Genomic DNA, 20915 nt, shown 5'->3' on the forward strand with positions numbered 1-20915 from the left:
CCTCGACCCATGCCGTCGATGCGGAGTTCCGGGTCAGCGCAGTCCCGCCGATGATCTTCAAGGGTGTCCGCGACGGCAAGCCGTATCCCGAGCACGGCCTGACCCACCGGCAGTGGGCGCAGATCCCGCCGCGTCAGATCCGCCTCGACGAACTGATCACCACCACCACGGTGCTGGCGCTGGACCGGCTGCTCAGCGAGGACTCCACCTTCTACGGCGACCTGTTCCCGCACGCCGTGCGCTGGCAGGGCGCGGTCTACCTCGAGGACGGCCTGCACCGCGCCGTGCGCGCCGCGCTGCGCAACCGCACGGTGCTGCACGCCCGGGTGTACGACACCGCCGTGCCGTTCGAGCAGCAGACCGGCCCGACTCACCTCTGACGCGGGCGAACCAGCAGCGCGACGCCCATGCCGACCTGCCAGGCGTAGATCGCGTAGACGCTGACCCGTTCCCACGCGCCGCTCGGCGGCACGCCCGCCAGCAGGATCGCCAACCCCACGAGACCCGTGACGCCCGCGGCGAGCGCGGCACACGACGGTCGACCCCGCGACCAGGCGAACGCCGCCGCGATCGCGGTGAGGTTGCCGCCGACGATGGCGATCCCGGCCCCCACCACGTGCCACGGCGAGCCGGTACCGGTGGGCACCGTCGCCACCAGGACGTTGCCGATCCCGTTGCCCACGGCGCAGACCCGCAGCAGCACCGCGCTGCGGGTGCGCGCCAGGCCGGCCACCAGCCACGCCCCGAGCGAAAAGGCCACCGCCTGTACCAGCAGCGCGCCGTTCAGCCACCCCGCGCGCGGGGACCAGGCCGGTTGGCCGAGCGTGCTGATGACGTCGGTCGCGTAGGAGTACCCGGGCATGCCCGCCGCGGCGACCGCCTCGGCCACGACGTACCACGCCGCGGACACCAGCCAGCAGACGGCGGCAACGCGTCGGGCCATTCGCTCAGCCTAGGAGCGGCGGGTCCGGACCGGCTCAGTCGGCCATCGCCTCGCGCAGGCTCCTCGGCCGCAGGTCGGTCCAGTGCTCCTCGACGTAGGCCAGGCAGTCGGCGCGCGTGCTCTCGCCGAACACGATGCGCCAGCCGGCCGGCACCTCGGCGAACGTCGGCCACAGGCTGTGCTGCTCCTCGTCGTTCACCAGGACGTAGAAGGTGCCGTCCTCGTCATCGAACGGATTGGTGCTCATCGAGTCTCCTCATCGACGGATTGATCAGCGACGCGCCCAGGACGCGGTCGGACAGCAGTCCCAGGCAGCTGAGGTTCGGGAATCCGGGCCCCTGGGTGAGGCCGGAGAGCCCCGGCAGGAACAACTTGGGGAAGACGTGGCTCACGGCGAGGTCGTAGCCGATCGCCTCCTGCAGCGACTCACCGGTCAGCGGACCGCCGAGTCCGAGTTCCAGGAGGTCGAGCGCGTCGGGGGTGAACAGCGGCAGGAACCACAGCGAGTCGGCGCCCGAGCCGTCGATCACCAGGTCGAAGCCGTGCACGGTCTCGACCGCCTCGCCGCCGGTGTTGGTCGACAGCGTGAGGCGGATCCGGCCGTCGCGCGCCACCGCGTGCGCGACCCGACCCCGCAGGTGCCGGATCCGGTCGTCGGCCAGCAGCACGTCCTGCACGCGCGCAGAAAACACGCCACGGTCGGTGCGCGACAACGCATCCCGACGCTCGGCCATGGTGAGGCCGGTCCACCCGGTCGGGTCGGAGAACAGGGTGTTCTCGAAGAAGCTCTCACCACGGGTGAACAGCGTGACCGTCGGCGAGATCACCGTGATGGTCGACACCCGGTGGCCGAACAACTCGTTGAGCATCGACGCCGCGGTCTCGCCGCCCCCGATCACCGCGACCCGCTCGGCCGAGATGCGTTCGTGCGCCGCCGCGTGATGCCAGAACTGCGCGATCGACATCACCCGCGGATTGCCCGGCAGCACCGAGCGTTCGGCCTGTCCGGGCCCGGTCACCATGACGCCGTCGGCGAGCACCGTGGTCTCCGCCGTGCGCAGCGCCCAGCGGGTCCGGCCGCCGTCCTCGAGGCAGTCTGAGATGCCGATGCTCTCGACCTCGCCGGCCACGACGGACATCCCGACGTCCTCGGCCACCCAGCGCAGGTACTGACTCCAGCGTTCGTGCTTCGGTGCCGGGCGCCCGCGGTCGATCCACTCGGCGAAGCCGCCGGTCGAGATCAGGTACGCCTGCCAGCTGTGCCGGGTCATCCGCTCGTCGAGTTCGGCGTTGCGCCGCGGCACCAGCGACGACCGGTACGGGAAGCCGACGTCCTTCTCCGGCCCGGTGCCCAGGCGATGGTTGCCGTCGGTCCAGCCGCCGCCGGACTGCCAGTTCGCGGCGATGCCGGACCGCTCGATCGCGACGACGTCGGGGACGTCGACGCCCATCGCGCGCAGTTCGGCGGCCTTCGCCGCGACGGCGACCGCCTTCGCGCCGGCGCCGATCACGGCCAGGGTTCCGGTGGCACTCACGTCAGATCACCTCTCGCAGGGCGTCGCGCCAGATCGCCTGCATTTCGGCGACGTCGGCGGCGGACAGGATGTCGGGCAGGGTGCGCCACTGCGAGCCGAGCACCGCGTGACCGTCCCGCTCGAGCACCGCGGCCATCACCGTCACCTCATGGGCGACGGCGAGGTTCGGTTCGGGCAGCCGCGACGCCTCGGTCAGCAGGTCGCGGTCGGACTGCAGCGCGTTGGCCGGCGCATCCTGGTGGAACCGGCCCAGATAGTTCACCAGCACCTGCGGATCGCGGTGCGCAGCAAGCCGTTCGGCAGTGTCGGCCCGCAGGTAGCGCAGGAGCCCGAAGTCGATGCCGTCGCCCGGCACGGCGGCGAGCGTCGCGGCCACGCCGGCGGGATCGGCGGCGTCGATGCGCATCGGGTAGATGGCACTGAGCAGGCCGACGGTGTCGCCGGTGTCCACGTCGGCGGCCTCGCCGTCGAGGCCGGCCGCCACCACCGCATCCGCGCGGCCCAGCGTCTCGAGCGCCAGCAGCGGCGTCGGCGTCGGCTGTCCGCGACGACGCCGCCACTCGGTGACCGCCCGCGCCATGGCCGCGATGAGCACCTCGGTCACGGGGACCGGCCCGGCGAGAATGCGTGCGGTCACGTCGGGATCGGCGAGGGCGAGGGTCACCACGACGTCGGCGACGCGGTCGCGATCCGGGTCGAGCCGCCGGGCGCCCAGCGCGGGGTCCGGTCCGGCGAGCTGAGCCTCCCAGAAGTCGACGGTGTCGAGCTTGAGCGCCCGGTCGGCGAGCAGCCGCGACCACGACCGCAGCGAGGTGTGTTCGCGTGCCGGCGTCGGCTCCCGGCCCGACGCCATTGCGTGCCAGGCGGTTTCGAGTTCGCCGAGGACGATGCGCCACGACGCCGGATCGACGGCGAGGACGTGCGGCGTCAGCAGCAGCACCCCGGGGTCGGGCTCGCCGTCGCCCCCGTCGCGACGCAGCCACACCGCGTCCAGCATGGCGCCGCGTCGGGGGTCGAGACGCTCCGTGGCCGGGCCGGTCTGCGCGGCGACGGCGGCCGCCAGGTCCCCGGTGACCGTCGCCTCGCGCAGCAGCTCGCGCACCGCGCCTACGTCGCCGCGCGGGCGGGGCACCAGCGTCATCGACGCGACGTCGAGGGTGCTGCGCAGCGCCGGGTGGCCGTCGATCACCGCGCCGAGCATCGCCTCGAGGTGCCCGCGGGTGATGCCCTCGGGCAGCCGGATCGCCTCGGCCTGGGCGAGTCGTCGCGCATCGCCGTGGGCCAGCAGCCAATGACCGTTGGGCAGCAATGGGATCGGCTCGACGTCGTCGGCCGCCACGGCCGCCTCGGCGCGGGTGTCGGCGTCCATCGCCGCGGCCAGTTCGCGGACGGTCGCGCAGTCCAGCATCAGCCGGGCGCGCAACGGCAGGCCGCGCCGGCGCACCGCCTGCACGACGGTCAGCGCGACGATGCTGTCCAGCCCGAGGTCGAGGAAGTCCGCGGCGACGTCGATGCGCTCGGCCCCCAGCACCTCGGCGAACACCTCGGCCAGCACGGTCTCGGTCGCGGTCGCCGGCGCGGTGAACCGCTCGGCCGAGTCCTGCGCGTCGATGGCGGCCAGTGCCCGGTCGTCGACCTTGCCGTTGACGTTGAGCGGGATCTCGTCGACGACGACGATGTGGTGCGGCACCAGGTATCTCGGCAGCGCGTCGGTCAGCATCGCGCGCAGGTCGGCGACGTCGGCGTCGGTGGCGACGTAGGCCACCAGGCGTGGGCCGCTGCGGTGGCGACGGACCGCCACGTGCGCACCGCGCACCCCGCGGTGGCGGTGCAGCGCCGCGACGACCTCCCCCGGCTCGACGCGGAAGCCGCGGATCTTGACCTGGTCGTCACTGCGGCCGAGGAACGCGATCGCGCCGTCGCGGCGCAGGCACACCACGTCGCCGGTCCGGTACATCCGCCGGCCCGCGACGAACGGGTCGGGCACGAACCGGGCGGCCGTCTCCGCCGCGCGGCCCAGGTAGCCGCGCGTCAGCTGTCCGCCGGCGAGGTACAGCTCCCCCGCGACGCCGTCGGGTACCGGGCGCAGCCAGGAGTCCAGGACGTAGGCCGACGTGGTGTCGGTGGGGTGCCCGATGCAGGGTTCGGCGTGGTCGGCGATCGCCGCGACGACGGCCTCGACCGTGGTCTCGGTGGGTCCGTAGCAGTTGTGCGCCACCATTCCCGTGCGCGCGCACTCGGCCTGGATGCCGCGCCAGGCCGCGACGTCGATCGCCTCGCCGCCCAGTGCCAGCACGGCCAGCGGCACGGTGGTGAGCAGCCCGGCGGCGCGCAGCTGGGTGAACATCGACGGCGTCGTGTCGATCATGTCGATGCCGTACCGACCGATCTCCTCGACCAGCGACTCGGCGTCGCGTTGCACGGCGTCGCCGACGACGTGCACGGCGTGACCGTCGAGCAGCGCCACCAGCGGCTGCCACGCCGCGTCGAACGTGAACGACCAGGCGTGCGCGATGCGCAGGGGCCGGCCCAGGCGGCGCGCGCCGGGCGTCAGCACGTGACGTGCGTGGTCGGCGCCGTAGGCCAGCAGCGCATCGTGGGTACCGATGACGCCCTTGGGCTTTCCGGTGGTTCCCGACGTGAAGACGACGTAGGCACCCTGGCCGGGGGTGACGTCGGCGGGCCGGTAGTCGGCGGGCACCGGCCGGGCCGATGCGGCGGCGAGCACCGCGTCGTCGACGACGATCGACGCCCCGGTCTGACCGACGATCTCGGCGACGCGCTCGTCCGGCATGCCGGGGTCGAGCGGCACGATGAGCCCGCCGGCCTTCAGCACGGCCAGCATGGCCACGACGTAGTCCGGCCCGCGGCGCAGCAGGATCGGCACCGGCGTCTCGGCGCGCACGCCGCGGCGCAGCAGCTCGGCGGCGAGCCGGTCGGCCGCCTCGTCGAGTTGGGCGTAGCTGAGTTCGCCGCCGTCCCACCCGAGTGCGATCGCCGACGGCCGCGCGGCGGCGACCGCCGCGATCGAGGTGTGCACGCCGCCGCTGGGCCACGTCGGCTCCAACGCCGCTGCAGCAGAACGAATTTCGCCGTCGAGCGTGACGGGCACGTCGCGCAGCGGGCGGTCCCAGGCGGCGAGCAGCCGTGACACGACGGCGAGCACGCGGCGGCCGAGATCGTCGGGGCGCAGCGCGCCGAGGGCGCCGGGGAGCGTCTCGACGAGGACGGTCAGCCGGCCGTGGGTCGGATGCGCGGCGATGGTGACCGGGAAGTGCGACAGGCTCTCCAGCGCCGCGGGCACCAGCGTGGCGCCGGGAAGGGCGAACTCGTCGCTGCCGACCAGTCCGCCGGGCGGGAAGTTCTCGTAGACCAGCAGGCTGTCGTACAGCTCGCCGATCCCGGCGAGCGAGCGGATCTCGGTGTGCGACAGATGGCTGTGGTCGCGCAGCTCGGCGGCCTCGCGCTGCAGCGCCAGGCACTGCCGCCCGACCGGGGCCCTGGCGTCGAGGCGCACGCGCAGCGGGACGGTGTTGATGAACAGCCCGACCATCGATTCGACGCCGGACAGGTCGTCGGGCCGCCCGGACACCGTGACGCCGTAGACGACGTCGGCACGGTCGGTGAACGCCGAGACGATGACGGCCCAGGCCATCTGGAACAACGTGTTGACGGTGACGCCACGGACGCGGCAGCCCTCGAGGACCGCCGCGGTGGTCGCCTCGTCGAGGGTCACCTCGGTGCGCTCGGGCAGTCCGGGCGCCGCCTCGCGGCCGGATAGCGCCGGGGAGAGCAGCGTGGGTCCGGCCAGGCCGTGCAGATGCGTGCGCCAGCGGGTCCGGCTGGCCTCCGGGTCGCGTCCGGCGAGCCACCCGATGTAGTCGCGGTAGGGCCGCGGCGCCGGTGGCAGTGCCGTCGCGTCGCCGCCCGCGCAGTACAGCGCCAGCAGCTCGCCGACGAAGACCGGCAGCGACCAGCCGTCGATGACGATGTGATGCGCCACCACGACGAGGCGCCAGGCGTCGTCGGGCTTCTCGATGAGCAGCACCCTCAGTGCGGGACCACGCCCCAGGTCGAATGAGCGGCGCCGGGCGTCCGCCTCGAGCGCCTCGGCCTGCGCGGCGGTGGCCCGCACGTGGCGGAACGGCAGGGTCACCGCGGTCGGCACGACGGCGACCGGACGGCTGAGAGTGCCCTGGAAGAACGTCGAGCGCAGGTTCGGGTGCCGGACGAGCATCGCCTCGGCGCAGGATCGGAACAGGTCCACGTCCACGCGGCCGTGCACGTCGGCCGCCATGGCGATGACGTACGGATCGGTGCCGTCCTCGTGGTCGGTGAGTCCGGCCAGCGAGTACAGCCCCTGCTGCAGCGGGCTCAACGCCAGGACGTCCTCGACGCCGGGCGCGCTCACGGCGTCCCGTCGCCGTCGGCGCTCCAGCCCGCCGTGAGCGCCGCGAGTTCGTCCGGCGACAACCCTGACGCGGACATCGCTTCGTGCCGGACGTCGGTCGCGCCGCCGCCACCCGTGGCGTCCAGTGCGGCGGCGAGGTCCGCGATCTCGGGGTGTTCGAAGATCATCCGGGCGGTGAGCGGCACTCCGGCATCCCGGGCCCGCGCGGCGAACTGCACGGCGAGGATGCTGTCCCCGCCGAGGGTGAAGAAGTCGTCGTGCCTGCCGACCCGGTCCACGCCGAGCACCGCGGTGAGCAGCTCGACGAGGCGACGCTCGCCGTCGGTGCGTGCTGGCTCCGTCGAACCGCCCGCCGCGAAGACCGGACGCGTGAGGCCGCGCGGGTCGACGTCGTCGACCACGGTCAGCGACGGCGGCACCAGGTCGTCGGGCAGTGCCGAACGGACCCGCTCGGCGAACGCTTCCCGTTCGGCGGCGGCGTGGATCGGCGTCTCGGGGACGACGTAGGCCGCCAGCTGGTGGCCGACGCGCCCGGGCCACGTGCGGGTCGCGGCCGCGGCGACGCCGTCGATGGCCTCGAGCGCGGCCTGCACGCGGTGATCGCCGGCGTCGACGACGTCGAGACGGCCGTCGGCGGTCCAGCGGGCCCGCTCCCCCGTGCGGTAGAGGTACGCACCGCCGTGCCCGGTGCCGAAGGGGTTGCGGGAGAATCGGATCGACCCGACGGCGGTGGCCCGAGCGGCCGCGTCGTCGACCGCACCGCCGGCGTAGTGCACGTCGCCGAGGACGCCGACGCCCGCTGGCTCGCCCCACGCGTCGAGGACGAAGACGTGCGTGGCGCCCGCGGTCTGCGGCAGACCCTCCGGCGGCACCGCGGTGCGGCTCCACTCGTCGAGCACAAGGCGGCGCTCGGCCGGGTCCACCACGGTGAGGTCGCGCAGTGTCTGGTGCGGGTCGTCGGCGAAGGCCTCGATCACCCGGTGCAGCAACGCGACCAGGCGTTCGGCGGTGGCGCGTTCGTACAGCTCGGTGCGGTAGATGACGGTGCCCTGGTAGCCGCCGTCGCCGCCGGAGGCGAAGAAGTTCAGCGACAGGTCCGCGTGTGCCACGTCGAACGTCGGTTCCAATGCGGTGAACCGGGTTTCGCCGTCCGGACCGGAGTCGATCACCTGGTCGGCCGGCAGCTCCTCGCGGACGTGCACGACGACGCCGAACAGCGGGTTGCGCGACAGCGACCGCACCGGGCTGACGGCGTCGACGACCCGGTCGAACGGCAGGTCCTGGTGCTCGTACGCCGCGAGCGCCATCTCGCGGGACCGGCGCAGTACCTCGCGCAGCGAGGGGTTGCCGGACAGGTCGTTGCGCAGCACCACGATGTTGATGAAGAAGCCGATCAGCTGATCGAGCTGGGGTTCGGTGCGCCCGGCGACCGGGGTGCCCAGCGGGATGTCGACACCTTCGCCGGCGGCGTGCAGGGCCACGGCGACGGCCGCCTGCAGCAGCATGAACTCGGTGACGCCGAGGTCGCGGACCAGCTCGCCGAGCTTGGCACGGGTGGCGCCGTCGATCGTGAAGTCCAGCGCCGCACCGCCACCGGACGGCACGGGAGGGCGCGGGAAGTCCGGACGCAGCCCGTTCTCCTCCGGCAGCCCGGCCAGCTGCGTCGTCCAGTAGTCGCGCTGGGCACGCACGGCGTCGCCGTCCTCGGCGAGCAGCCGGGCCTGCCAGGCGGCGAAGTCGGCGTACTGCACCGGCAGCGGGGGCAGCACCGGGGCTGACGGCTCGCCGGCGCGACGCGCGCGGTAGGCGGTCAGCACGTCGGTGAAGAGCACGCCGGCCGACCAGTGGTCGGCGGCGATGTGGTGCACGACGATCGACAGCACGTGGCATTCCGGGGTGGACAGCACCGCGGCCCGGATCGGCCAGTCGGTCTCCAGCTCGAAGCAGTACGTCCGCTCGGCGTCGAGTTCGGTCCGCAGCCACTGCTCGGAGTCACCGCGAGCCCGACGCACCCGCAGCGGCGCGGCCGGATGCACCACCTGGTAAGGGGCGCCGTCGATCTCGCGGTAGGTGGTGCGCAGGATCTCGTGCCGGGCGACCACCTCGTCGAGCGCGGCGATGAGCGCCGTCACGTCGCTCGGTCCGGTGACCCGTGCGGCGAACGGGATGTTGTTCACCGGGTTCGGCCCGTCGATGCGGAACTGGAACCACTGGCGCAGCTGGGCTGCCGACATCTGCAGCGGCCCGTCGTGCGGGATGGCCTCGATGGGCGGACGGCCGGATCCGCCTCCGGTGGCGAGCAGTTCGTCGACGCGGGCCGCGAGGTCGGCGACGGTCGCGAGTTCGAACACGTCCTGCACGCCGACGTCCACGCCGCACTGGGCCCGCACGGCGGCGACGAGCTTGGTGGCCAGCAGCGAGTGGCCGCCGAGGTCGAAGAACGAGTCGTCGGCACCCACCCGCTCGCGGTCGAGCAGCTCACCGAACAGTGCGGCGACGCGCCGTTCGGTGTCGGTGACCGGTTCGCGGTAGGCGGTGGCGGCGCGGATCTCGGGTTCGGGTAGTGCCCTGCGGTCGATCTTGCCGTTGGCGGTGATGGGGATCTCGGGGATGGCGACGTAGGCCGCGGGCACCATGTACTCCGGCAGCGCCGCGGCGACGCGGGCGCGGATCCGGTCGATCTCGACGGCGTCGGCGTCGCTCGCCGGGGTGACGTAGGCGACGAGGCTCTTGCCGAGCGTCGGCAGGTCGCTGACGACCACCACGGCCTGACCCACGGACGGGTCGACCGAGATGGCGGCGCCGACCTCGCCGAGTTCGATGCGGAATCCGCGGATCTTGACCTGTTCGTCGGCGCGACCGACGAACTCGACGTCACCGTCGGCGTTGCGCCGGGCCAGGTCACCGGACCGGTACATCCGGCCGCCGGGGGTGAACGGGTCGGCGACGAACCGCTCGGCGGTGAGCCCGAACCGGTCGTGGTAGCCGTGCGCGACGTGGGTGCCACCGATGTAGATCTCGCCGATCACCCCGACCGGCACCGGCTGCAGCGCGTCGTCGAGCAGGTGGATGGTGGTGTTGATCTTCGGGGTGCCGATCGGCACGGTGCGGGTGCCCTGCTTGCCGCGCACTTCGTAGCGAGTGCAGTTCAGCACGGTCTCGGTGGGCCCGTAGAAGTTGTGCAGCAGCGCGTCGAAGGTGGCGTGGAACTTGTCGGCGATTTCGCCGGGCAGCGCCTCGCCGCCGATCGGGACGCGCTGCAGCGTCCGCCACTCGTTGACGCCGGGCAGGGACAGGAAGAGCCCGAGCAGCGAGGGCACGAAGTGCATGGAGGTGATGCCCTCGGTGCGCAGCAGTTCGGTGAGGTAACCGATGTCGCTCAGGCCGCCGGGTCGTGGGATGACGAGCCGGGCTCCGGCGGCGAGCATGCCGAAGATCTCGCCGATCGAAACGTCGAAGCTCTGTGAGGCGACCTGCAGCAGCCGGTCGTCGGCCGAGACGCCGTAGTCCTCACCGAACCAGACGAAGTACTCGGCGATCGGCCGGTGCGGCACGGGCACGCCCTTGGGCAGGCCCGTCGAGCCCGAGGTGTAGATGAGGTAGGCGGTGTTGTCGGGCCGCAGCGGACGCACGCGGTCGACGTCGGTCGGGTCGGTGACCGGGTGGTCGTCGAGACCGGAAACGGGCTCGCGGAGAACCATACTCGGGCGGGAGTCGGTGAGGATGTGGGTGAGCCGGTCGGCGGGGTAGGTCGGGTCGACCGGCAGGTACACCGCGCCGGCCTTCATGATGCCCAGGGCGGTGATCACCAGTTCCGGGGACTTCTCCAGGAGCACCGCGACGCGGTCCTCCGCGCCGATGCCCTGCCCGATGAGCCAGTGCGCCAGTTGGTTCGCCGACGCGTTGACCTCGCGGTAGGTGTAGTGCCTGCCCTCGTAGACGACGGCGACGGCGTCCGGCGTCCGCGCGGCCTGCTGCGTCACCAGGTCGGCGAGTGTGGTGGCCGGTGTCTCGAAGCGCTCGCCCTCGGCGACGCGGCGCAGCCACGCCTCGTCGGCGGCGGTGAACAGGGGCAGCGCCCGCAGCGGCCGCTCGGGGTCGGCCAGCGCGCCGTCGAGCAGCACCGCGAAGTGGTCGAGCATCTGGGCGGCCAGGCGCGCGTCGAGCACCTCGGTGAGGTGTTCGGCCTCGACGGTGGCCCCGGAGTCGTCGACCTCGATCATGAAGCCGAGCGGCAGTTGCGTGGTGTGGCCGCGGAGTTCGGCCCGCGCGCTGCGCACGCCCTCGGGACTGAAGCCGCCGCCGTCGGGCTCGCGGAACCCGAAGCTGACCCGCGTCATGCGCTCGGCGCCGTGCCTGCGGTCGGGGTTCAGCTCCCGGACCACCCGGTCGAGGTTGATGCGCTGGTGGGCGAAGGCGCCGAGCGCGGTGTCGCGGGTGGCGTCGACCAGCGCACGGAAACCCCGCGACCGGTCCGGTCGCAGGCGCATCGCGACGGTGTTGCCGTAGTAGCCGATGGTCTCGTCGGTGTCGCGGTTGAGCACCGGGGAGGCGACCAGGAAGTCGTCGGCGTGGGTGTAGCGGCCGATGAGTGCACCGAACGCCGCCAACAGCACCATGTAGGGCGTCGCCCCCGTCTCGCGGGCGAACTCGGTGACCCGCTCGACGGTGGCGGCGGACAACCGCAGCGTGCTGCGCTGGGACCGGAAGCCGGTGGGCACCACCGAACCGTGCGGGCCCGGGAGTTCCAGCGGCTCGGGCGGATCGGCCAGCACCGCGCGCCAGTACGCGAGGTCCTCGGCGGTGGTGTCGGCGCCGGCCGCCGGCGGGCGCGGCGTCGCGGGCAGCGTCTCGCCGGAGTAGGCGCGGGTGAGGTCGGTGAAGAACACGGCCCACGAGCCGTCGTCCCAGGCGATGTGGTGCGCGACGAGCAGCATGACGTGCTCGGCCGGTCCGGTGCGGATCAGCGTGATGCGCAGCGACGACTCGGCGGACAGGTCGAACGGCCGGTTGAACTCGCGCTGCGCGAGCACCTCCAGTCGCAGTGCCCGGGCACGCTCGGATTTGTCGGACAGATCCTGCACCGACCAGGCGGGCAGCAGGTCGTCGTGCACGGTGGCGCGGGGTTCGCCGTTCTCGTCGGCGGCGTAGGTGGTGCGCAGGACGGGGTGACGCCGGGCGACGGCGGCCAGCGCGTCGGCGAGCCGGGCGGCATCCAGCGGCCCCGTGAGGCGGTAGGACAGGCAGATGTTGAGCAGCACGCCGCTCGGGTCGACGGCCTGCACGAACCACATCCGGCGCTGACCGTCGGACAGCGCGCCCGGGTCGACCTCGGTGGTGTCGGCGGCCGGCGTCGACGCGAGCCCGCGTTCGGCGAGCTTGCGCCGCAGCAGCTCCAGGCGGTCGGTGCGGGTGCCGTCCACGGTGTCAGTCACTTGGCGAGTGCCTTCTTCTCGGAGTTGGTCAGGATGTCGATCACCTCAGTGGCGGTGGCCCCGCCAAGGATCGTGGCCAGCGGCACGGTGTGCCCGGTGGCCTTCACCAGCCGCTTGCGCAGGTCCAGTGCGAGCAGCGAATCCACCCCCAGGTCGAGCAGCGACGCGTCGAGGTCGATCGCGTCGGCATCGGCGAGGCTCAGCACCGCGCCCAGGGCGGCGCGCAGGGCCGCCGCCGGATCGCCGCCGGGTTCGGGCGTCGGGGCCGCCGCCATCTCCGGGTCCGCCGCGCTGGGCGGCCGGGGCTCCTCGCCGAGGAACGTCCGCAGGCGCCGCGGGTCCGCGGAGAACACCAGCGGGTCGCCGTCGTGGTCGCGCAGGCTCTCCTCGAGCGCGCGTTCCGGGTTCATCGCCCGCAGTCCGGAGCGTTCGACGGCGGCGGCCTCCTCCGTGCCGATGACGCCGGTGGTCTCCCACAGTCCCCAGCGCACCGCGGTGCAGCGCCTGCCGTGGGCGCGCAACTCGGCGGCATGGACGTCGAGGAGTCGGTTGGCGGCGGCGTAGACGGCGTGGCCCCTGCCGCCCCACAGGCCGGATACCGAGGAGCACAACAGGATTCGCGCGTCCGGCGTGACGGGCCACGCGGCGAGCAGGTGGTGCACGCCGAGCACCTTGGCGGCCAGCGTGTCGTGCACCGCCCGGGCACCGAGGTCGGCGTACGAGGCGATCGCGGCGACGGCGGCCGCGTGGACGACGAGGGTCGCTCCCCCGCCGGCGTGCGCGGCGGCGACGTCGGCGACCCGATCCGGGTCGGTGAGGTCGCAGGGTGGCGCCACCACGTCGGCGCCGGTGCGGCCGGCCACGTCGGCGAGCACGTCGGCGGGGACGCCGCGGCGGCTGAGCAGCACGATGCGGCGGGCACCGCGGGCGGCGAGCACCCGGGCGCAGCGCAGGCCGATCGCGCCGCCGCCGCCGGTGATCACCACCTCGTCGAGCACGCCTGATGCGGCCGTCCACGCCGGTGCCGCGGGGGCGACGCCGTCGGTGCTGCGCCGCAGGATCGTCGGCGCGCCGGCACGCATCCGCACGGCGACCTCGTCGTGGTCACTCAGCAGCGCGGTGACCCCGGCATCGAATCCGGCATCGAACTCGGCACCGCATCCGGTGTCCGGGGCCAGGTCGAGATGGGCGAAGCGGACGTCGGGGAATTCCAGGCCGATGCTGCGGTGCATGGCGGCCAGCGCCGCCTGCGCGGGACGGCCCGGGCCGTCCGCGGCGTCGACGCGGTCGCCGCCCACGGTCACCAGCCACACCTCGCGCGTGGCCGGCCCCATGGCGCGGGTGGGATTCCACCGGCCGACGAGGGCGGTGATCTCGTCGACGGCACCCACGGCATCGGACGCCGCGGTGCGTGGCGCCGCGACCACGAGCAGCTCCGCGTCCTCCGGTGCGACGCTCTCGACGCCGGCGCGCCGCTCGAGCGCGGCGCGCAGTCCCGGGGCCAACCCCTCGTCCCCGCCGGCGAGCACGGCGACGCGATGGACCGCCGCGCGGCCGGACGGCGTCACCGGGTGCCACTGTTCGACGGCGACGGTGATGCCGGCGACGGGGGGTAGCGGATCCGCGGCTGCCCAGTGGTGTTCGGCGCGCATCGGCGCGAACGGGAACGGCCGCAGCGCCTTTCGCGGCGCGACGAGATCGGCCCAGCGGTAACCGGTGTCGGTGAGCGCGACGGCGGCGACGTTGGCCGACAGCCGGTCGGCGATCGGCTCGTCACGCCGCCCGGAGCCCACCACCACGGTGCCGCCGTCGGTGACGTCGGGGATGGCGTCGAGGACGTCGCCGATCGCGAAGAGCAGGGCGGGGTGGGCGGACATCTCGACGAAGGTGCGGGCGCCGTGCGCGACGGCGGCGGCGACCGCGCGGTCGAAGCGCACCGTGGCGCGCAGGTTGGTGAACCAGTAGTCGGCGAAGTCGGTGCCGGCGGGCACGACGTCACCGGTGGCCGAGCCGATGACGCGGACGGCGGTGTCGCGGAACGCCCCGTCGGGCAGCAGCGCGTCGAGGTCGGCCCGCATGGAGTCCAGCGCGGTGGTGTGCGCCGGGAACCACATCTCGATCTCCTTGGCGAATGCGCCGCCCGCGGCGACGGCGCGAACCGCGGTCGCGACGGCGCCGCCGTCACCGGACACGGCCACCGAGGACGCGGAGTTCACCACGGACAGTTCGATCCAGCCCGGCACGTCGGCGATGACCTCGCGGGCCCGTGCGGCGGAGACGCCCAGCACGCCGACGCGGTAGGGGCCGGTCAGCCGGTCGAGCAGCGTGGCCCGGGCGATGACGACGCCGACGGCGACGGACAGCGCGAGCGCACCCGCGACGTAGGCGGCGCCGATCTCGCCGAGGCTGTGGCCCACCACGAGATCGGGCAGCACACCCGCCGACCGCCACACCCGCGCGAGGGCGACGCCGTGGACGAACTGCGCGCCCTGGATCTGCACCTGGGAGAAGTCGTTGGTCACGGCACCCGGCGCTGCGAGCAGGTAGTCCAGGGGTGACGGCGCCCCGGCCGCGGCGAAGACCTCGGCGCAGGCGTCGACCTCGGCGCGGTAGGCGGGCAGGTGCGCGTAGGCGTCGACGCCCATCGACGGCCACTGGCTGCCCTGGCCCGGGAAGACGAACGCCACGGCGCCGGCAGCCGCGCGCGGCGCGAGGGCGCGGGCGACCAAGGGGTGCTCCTCGCCGGCGGCGACGGCGGCCAGGCCGGTGCGCAGTTCGGCGACGTCGTGCGCGCGCACGGCCGCCCGGTGCCTGCGCAGCCGCCGGGTGGCGAGCACGGTGGCGGCCACGGCCGCGGCGTCGGTCACCTCGGGGTGCCCGTCGAGGTGGGCCAGGATCGCCCGGGCGTCGGCGCGCACCAGATCGTCGGCGTGGGCGCTGAGCACGACGGGGGTCCGCCCGTCGGGCAGGGTTGCGCTCGACATCAGGCGGCCCTCCCGTCGGCACCGCCGTCCGGCACGGCGACCACGACGTGCGCGTTCGTGCCACTCATGCCGAAGGCGGACACCGCCGCGACGCGGGTGCCGTCGATCGCCGGCCACGCTGTCTGCGTGGTGGCCAGCCGCAAACCCTGGGCGTCCCAGTCGATCTCGCGGCTCGCCTCGTCGGCGTGCAGCGTGGCGGGGACGGTCGCGCGTTCGGCGGCGAGCAGCACCTTCGCCAGACCCAGCCCGCCGGCGGCGGCCTGGGCGTGTCCGACGTTCGACTTGACCGAGCCGAGCAGCGCACCGCGGCCGGGTTCGGTGGCGCCGTAGGTCTGCGCCAGGGACCGCAGTTCGGTGCGGTCCCCGAGACGCGTGCCGGTGCCGTGCCCCTCGATCATCCCGACGTCCTCGGGCCGCACGCCGGCGACGTCGATGGCCTTGCTAAACAGCCGTGCCTGCGCGGTGCCGCTGGGCGCGGTGAGACCGACGGTGCGCCCGTCGGAGTTGACGCAGGTCGCCCGCACCTCGGCGAGCACGTGGCGGCCGTCGGCGCGCGCCCGGGACCGGCGCTGCAGCACGAACATCGCCGCACCCTCGGCCCACACGGTGCCGCTCGCGAGCGCGCTGTACGGGCGGCAGTGGCCGTCGTCGCTCAGCGCGTGCTGCTTGGCGAACTCGACGAAGTAGCCGGGCGTGCCCATGACGCAGACGCCGCCGGTCAGGGCCATGTCGCAGTCACCGTTGCGGACCGCGTGCGCGGCGGTGTGGAACGCGGTGAGCGCCGACGAGCAGGAGGTGTCGACCGTCATCGCCGGCCCGGCGAGGTCCAGGGTATAGGCGATGCGCCCGGAGATCACGCCGAGCGACGTCCCGGTGATGAGATGGCCGCTGTGGGAGGAGAACTCGGCCAGCGGCGGCCCGTACTCGAGGTAGGAGGCCCCGACGTAGCAGCCGACGTCGTGTCCGGCGAGGTCGTCGGGGTTGATGCCGCCGTCCTCGAGGGCACGCCACGCCAGGCGCAGCGCGACGCGCTGCTGCGGATCCATCGCGACGGCCTCGCGCGGCGAGATGCCGAAGAACGCGGGGTCGAACGTCGCGGCGCCGGCGAGAAAGCCGCCGAGGTCGTGGATGGCCGTGAAGCCGTCGCGGCGCGACCCGTCGAGCAGGTCGCGGATCGCCCAGCCCCGGTCGGTCGGGAAGTGCCCGAGACCCTCGCGCCGTTCGGTCAGCAGCGCCCAGTACGCGTCGGCGGTGTCGATGCCGCCGGGCGCCTCGACGGCCATGCCGACGATGACCACCGGATCGTCGCCCGGGTGTCCGGGAGTCACGCGGTCAGAGGTCATGGACCAGCTCCGCCACGTCGGTGACGTGGTCGTTGACGTAGAAGTGTCCGCCGTCGAACAGCGACAGCGTGAAGGCCCCCGAGGTGTGGGTCTCCCAGCGGCGCAACATGTCCTCGCTGACGCGGTGGTCGCGGTCGCCGCCGAGGGCGTGGATGTCGGCGCTGATGCGGACGCCCGCGTCGCAGGCGTAGCGGTTGAAGGCCGCGTAGTCGGCGCGCACGGCCAGCAGGAGCAGCTCGACGAAGTCGTCGTCGGCGAGCAGCCGGGGGTCGGTGCCGCCGAGGTCGACCATCTCGGCGAGGATCTCGTCCTGCGCCATCGGCAGGTTCGGGCGGCCCGCGACGGTCGCCGGCGCCTCGCTGGCCGACACCCACAGCGCGTCGACGGCGACGCCGGCCCTTTCGGCGACGCGAGCGAACTCGAATGCCACCACCGCGCCCATACAGTGCCCGAACAGCCGCAGCGGCGCGAGCGCGGCCCAGTCGGCGGCGTCGAACAAGTCGGTCGCGAGGGCCTCGACGGTGGCCGGTGCGGGGTGGGCAAGCCGGTCGCCGCGCTGCGGGTACTGCATCACGTAGGCGTCGCTGCCCGCGGCGGCCAGTGCGGTGCCCAGTGCGCGGTAGGCCAGCGCGGCACCGCCCGCGTGCGGGAACACCAGCGTCGCGACGGCGCCCCCGCCGGTCGCGGCGGGATAGCGCTTGATCCAGGGCGTGACGTCGAGCGGCCGGGTCATCGGCTCGCCGACGCGCGTTCCAGCTCGGAACTGACCGCGGCGTTGTCCATGTCGGCGATCTCCAGGTACAGCTCGGCGACCTGGGCGAGGCGGTCGCTGCCCGCCTCGCGGGCCGTCAGGCGGTCGGCCAGCGCGGCGATCGTGCGGGTGGCGAACACGTCGGGCACCATGACCGTCGGCGTGTCCAGCCAATCGCGGATCCGCGCGACGGTCGCCGTGGCCAGCACCGAGTCGCCGCCGAGCGCGAAGAAGTCGTCGTCCACGCTGATCTCGCTGCGCCCCAACACCTCCGAGACGATCGAGGCGAGTGCCTTCTCGAGCGGGGTGGTCGGCGGGCGGTGGCCGCGTCCCGCGGGCACGCCGGCATCGGCGAGCCGCTGCGCGACGCCGCGACGGTCGATCTTGCCGTTGTGGAACGGGATGCGGTCGGTGGCGACGACCAGCTGCGGCACCATGTGCGGCGGCAGGATCTCGGCGACCCGGGCTGCCACCGCGTCGGTGCCGACCTCCGGGTCGTCGATCCGGACGAGCGCGCCAAGCACGTCGCGGCCGCCCTCGACGGCGACGACGGAAGCGACCGCAGCGCCGACGCCGGGGACGCGCCCCAGGGCGGCCTCGATCTCGCCGAGTTCGATGCGGTAGCCGCTCACCTTGACCCGGTGATCGGCGCGACCGACGAACTCGAGCGTGCCGTCGGGCCAGTAGCGCGCCAGATCGCCGGAGCGGTACCAGATCCGGCCGTCGTGCTCGACGAACTTCTCCGCGGTGAGGTCGGGGCGGCCGCGGTAACCCCGGGCGATGCCGCGACCGGAGAACCAGACCTCGCCGGGCACCCAGTCCGGGCAGTCCTCGCCGCGGGCATTCACCACGCGACAGGCGTTGTTGCCGAACGGGACGCCGTATGGGATGGACGCCCAGCCGGCGGGCGGCTCCTCGGTGACCTCGAACAGCGTGGCGTGGATGGCGGTCTCGGTGGCGCCGCCGAGACCGGCGAACCGGACGCCGGGTGCGCGCCTGCGCACCGCGCGGGCGAGTTCGGGACGCACCCAGTCACCGCCGGTGAGGACGACGCGCAGCGAGTCGAGCGCACCGGGCACCTCAACGAGCATCTCCAGCCAGCCGGGCAGGAAGTTGACCACCGTGACGTGGTGCTCGGCGATCAGGCGCGCCCAGGTGTCCGGGTCGCGGCGGTGCTCCTCGTCGACGACGACGACCGAGGCGCCGACCCGCAGCGTGCCGAAGACGTCGGGCACCGACATGTCCGACTCCAGGTGCGACAGCGCGAGCGCGCGGTCGCTCGGGCCGATCCCGAAGTGGTCGTAGAGGAATTCCAGCGTGTTGAGCACGGCGTCGTGGGTGAGTTCGACGCCCTTCGGCTCGCCGGTCGATCCGGAGGTGAACAGCACGTAGGCGAGGTCGTCGGGTGCGGTCGCCGGCGCCTCGAAGTGCGCGGGATCGCCGATGATCTCGGCGTCGGCGACGGTCAGCGCCGGAACGCCGGTGCCGTCCAGCAGGTCGGGGACCTCGGATCCGGTGACGAGCGCGAACTCGACGCCGCCGGTCGCGAGGATCCGGGTGGCGCGTTCGGCCGGCTGGTCGACGCCGATCGGCAGGTACGCCGCGCCGGCGGTGAGGATCCCGAGCAGTGCCGGGATCTGTTCGGCGTTCTTCGGTCCGAGGACGGCGACGACGTCGCCGCGGTGCACCCCGCGCGACTGCAGCGCGGCGGCGATGGCCAGCGCGCGCTCGCGCAGTTCCGCGTAGGTCACGGTGCCCCCGGTGGCGATGACCGCGGTGGCGTCCGGGGTGGCCTCGGCGTGGCGGTGGAAGCCGTCGAGCAGGGTGTCGCCGCTCGGCGGGAAGGAGGTGGCGTTCGCGGCGTCGCGCACCGCCAGGGACTGCGCCGAGACTGCGGGCGGGTCGGCGGCCTCCCAGGCCGCGTCGTCGGTGGCGAGACGGGTGAGTTCGGCCAGCTGATGGGCGAACATGGCCTCCGGCACGCCGGCCGGGAAGGCCTCGACGCGGACGTCCCAGTTGATCATCAGACCGTTGGCGAGCGGGGTGGCCTGCGCGTCGATGAGGACCTGCGGTCCCTGCGAGATGGTCCACACCGGCTCGCCGAACTGGTCGGTGACGTCGCCGGCGAACAGGTCGCCGAGACCGAGCGCGCTGGTGTAGACGATGGTGGCCAGCGTCTGCGTGCCGCGGTGCCTGCTGACGTCGCGCAGCACGTCGAGGCCGGAGACCGCGGAGTGCTGCGCGGTGGCGTGCAGCAGCTCCTGCACGGCGCGCGAGCGCGACGCCGCCGTGTCGGTGCCGGTGAGGTCGATGTCGAGCATCAGTGACGAGGTGAAGTCGCCGACGAGCTTCTCGACGTCGGGGTGGTAGGGCTCGCGGCCGAACATCGGCAGGTTGAGCAGGAACCGCGAGTCGGTCGACCAGTGCGCCAACGTGTTCGCGTAGGCGGCGGCGACCGCCATCGCGGGCGTGATGCCGCGGCGGTGGGCGGCCGCGAACAGCGCATCGCGGGTGGGCACGTCGAGGACGTGCCAGAGCCGGACGCTGCGCAGCGGATTGGCCTGCGCGTCGCGCGGAATCAGAGGCAGCGCGGGCGGTTCCGCGAGGTCGGGCACCCGCTCGGCCCACCAGGCGAGGTCCTCCTCCGACGGCGGCGGCGTGGTCGCGGTCAGCGTCGCGCGGTACTCGCGGTAGGTGTAGCCCAGCTCCGGGAGGTCGGCACCGCGGTAGAAGGCCGCGAGGTCGGCCATGAAGTTGCGGTAGCTGACGGCGTCGGCCGCCTGCATGTCCATGTCGACGTGCAGCCGGGTGCGTCCGTCGGGCAGCAGCGACAGCGAGATCTGCAGGACCTCGCCCTCGAGCAGCTGGTGGGACTTGGCGTCGCGAATCCGCTCGAGTTCGGCCTCGGCGGAGGCGACGTCGCGGTCACGGAGGTCGAAGACGGTGACCGGCAGGTCGCGGTCGCTGATGCGCTGGGTGCCGTCGGGGAGGATCTCCTGGCGCAGCATGGGATGGCGCGCATTGAGTTTCGCGGCGGCGCTGCGCAGCCGTTCGGGATCGACTGCGCTGCCGTCGAATTCGACGTAGAGGTGGGCGGCCACGCCGCCGAGTTCCTGCTCGCCGTGCCGGCCGACCCACATCGCGTGCTGGATCGGCGCCAGCGGGAACGGCGCGTCGGCGTCCTCCGGACGGCCGGCGTCGGCGTCCACGCGGGCACTGCCCTCCGACGGCGCGGCGCTCTCCGTCGGCGCGGCGGTGTGTTCGGCCACCAGGGCGATCCACGCTTCGACCGTGGGACTGGCCGCCAGGTCTGCGAATCCGAGGTTGATGCCCTGCTTGCGCCACCGTCCGGACAGCGACATCATCCGGATCGAATCGAGGCCGGAAGCGATCAGATCCGCGGTGGGATCGAGGGCGTCGGGTGACACGCCGAGCAGTTCGGCGACCTCGTCGCGCACCGTCTGCGGACCCGTCGCACCAGCACCCACCGTGGCTCCTCCAAAGAATTAGTAC

Annotated in this window: 10 protein-coding genes; 1 reads left to right on the plus strand and 9 read right to left on the minus strand. The window is 73.5% G+C overall.

From position 1 onward, the window contains the following. The first annotated feature begins 50 nt into the window (after positions 1-50). Positions 51-380, plus strand: coding sequence for a type II toxin-antitoxin system VapB family antitoxin (locus FZ046_RS23080; protein ID WP_070355504.1), 330 nt, complete (start codon positions 51-53; stop codon positions 378-380). On the opposite strand, the gene FZ046_RS23085 is transcribed toward FZ046_RS23080, so the two are convergent. From FZ046_RS23085 to FZ046_RS23125, 9 genes are read right to left on the minus strand one after another with little or no spacing between them, the layout of a single operon-like run. Further along, positions 371-943 (minus strand): DUF998 domain-containing protein, encoded by a 573-nt coding sequence (locus FZ046_RS23085; RefSeq protein ID WP_070355503.1) that lies wholly within the window; start codon positions 941-943, stop codon positions 371-373. The genes FZ046_RS23080 and FZ046_RS23085 overlap by 10 nt on opposite strands. A 34-nt stretch (positions 944-977) precedes the next feature. Next, positions 978-1190 carry an MbtH family protein gene (locus FZ046_RS23090; protein WP_070355502.1) on the minus strand — a complete coding sequence of 71 codons (213 nt, stop codon included), beginning with the start codon at positions 1188-1190 and terminating at the stop codon, positions 978-980. Next, the gene (gene mbtG / locus FZ046_RS23095; protein ID WP_070355501.1) at positions 1168-2478 is read right to left on the minus strand and encodes an NADPH-dependent L-lysine N(6)-monooxygenase MbtG; all 1311 of its coding nucleotides are present in this window, start codon (positions 2476-2478) and stop codon (positions 1168-1170) included. The genes FZ046_RS23090 and mbtG overlap by 23 nt, the downstream gene beginning before the upstream one ends. A gap of 1 nt (position 2479) precedes the next feature. Then, positions 2480-6889: a non-ribosomal peptide synthetase gene (locus tag FZ046_RS23100; protein WP_070355500.1), complete on the minus strand. Its 4410-nt coding sequence runs from the start codon at positions 6887-6889 to the stop codon at positions 2480-2482. After that, a complete protein-coding gene (locus tag FZ046_RS23105) occupies positions 6886-12324 on the minus strand; it encodes a non-ribosomal peptide synthetase (protein WP_070355499.1) in 5439 nt (1812 codons plus the stop codon). The genes FZ046_RS23100 and FZ046_RS23105 overlap by 4 nt, the downstream gene beginning before the upstream one ends. Then, complete coding sequence (gene mbtD, locus FZ046_RS23110) at positions 12321-15308, minus strand: mycobactin polyketide synthase MbtD (protein WP_149484326.1); 2988 nt, start codon at positions 15306-15308, stop codon at positions 12321-12323. Before mbtD ends, FZ046_RS23105 begins: the two co-directional genes overlap by 4 nt. Further along, positions 15308-16651 carry a beta-ketoacyl [acyl carrier protein] synthase domain-containing protein gene (locus FZ046_RS23115; RefSeq protein ID WP_070356310.1) on the minus strand — a complete coding sequence of 448 codons (1344 nt, stop codon included), beginning with the start codon at positions 16649-16651 and terminating at the stop codon, positions 15308-15310. The genes mbtD and FZ046_RS23115 overlap by 1 nt, the downstream gene beginning before the upstream one ends. Continuing rightward, positions 16641-17384, minus strand: coding sequence for a thioesterase II family protein (locus FZ046_RS23120; RefSeq protein ID WP_070356309.1), 744 nt, complete (start codon positions 17382-17384; stop codon positions 16641-16643). Before FZ046_RS23120 ends, FZ046_RS23115 begins: the two co-directional genes overlap by 11 nt. Then, positions 17381-20890, minus strand: coding sequence for a non-ribosomal peptide synthetase (locus FZ046_RS23125; RefSeq protein ID WP_070356308.1), 3510 nt, complete (start codon positions 20888-20890; stop codon positions 17381-17383). Before FZ046_RS23125 ends, FZ046_RS23120 begins: the two co-directional genes overlap by 4 nt. Positions 20891-20915: the final 25 nt, after the last annotated feature.

The organism is Mycolicibacterium grossiae, from assembly GCF_008329645.1.
GTDB lineage: Bacteria > Actinomycetota > Actinomycetes > Mycobacteriales > Mycobacteriaceae > Mycobacterium > Mycobacterium grossiae.

Excerpts from the sequence above, each read along its gene's own strand:
- FZ046_RS23080 (WP_070355504.1), top strand. The coding sequence starts at position 51 with ATGATCTTCAAGGGTGTCCGCGACGGCAAGCCGTATCCCGAGCACGGC.
- FZ046_RS23085 (WP_070355503.1), bottom strand. The coding sequence starts at position 943 with ATGGCCCGACGCGTTGCCGCCGTCTGCTGGCTGGTGTCCGCGGCGTGG.
- FZ046_RS23090 (WP_070355502.1), bottom strand. The coding sequence starts at position 1,190 with ATGAGCACCAATCCGTTCGATGACGAGGACGGCACCTTCTACGTCCTG.
- mbtD (WP_149484326.1), bottom strand. The coding sequence starts at position 15,308 with ATGTCGAGCGCAACCCTGCCCGACGGGCGGACCCCCGTCGTGCTCAGC.
- FZ046_RS23115 (WP_070356310.1), bottom strand. The coding sequence starts at position 16,651 with ATGACCTCTGACCGCGTGACTCCCGGACACCCGGGCGACGATCCGGTG.
- FZ046_RS23120 (WP_070356309.1), bottom strand. The coding sequence starts at position 17,384 with ATGACCCGGCCGCTCGACGTCACGCCCTGGATCAAGCGCTATCCCGCC.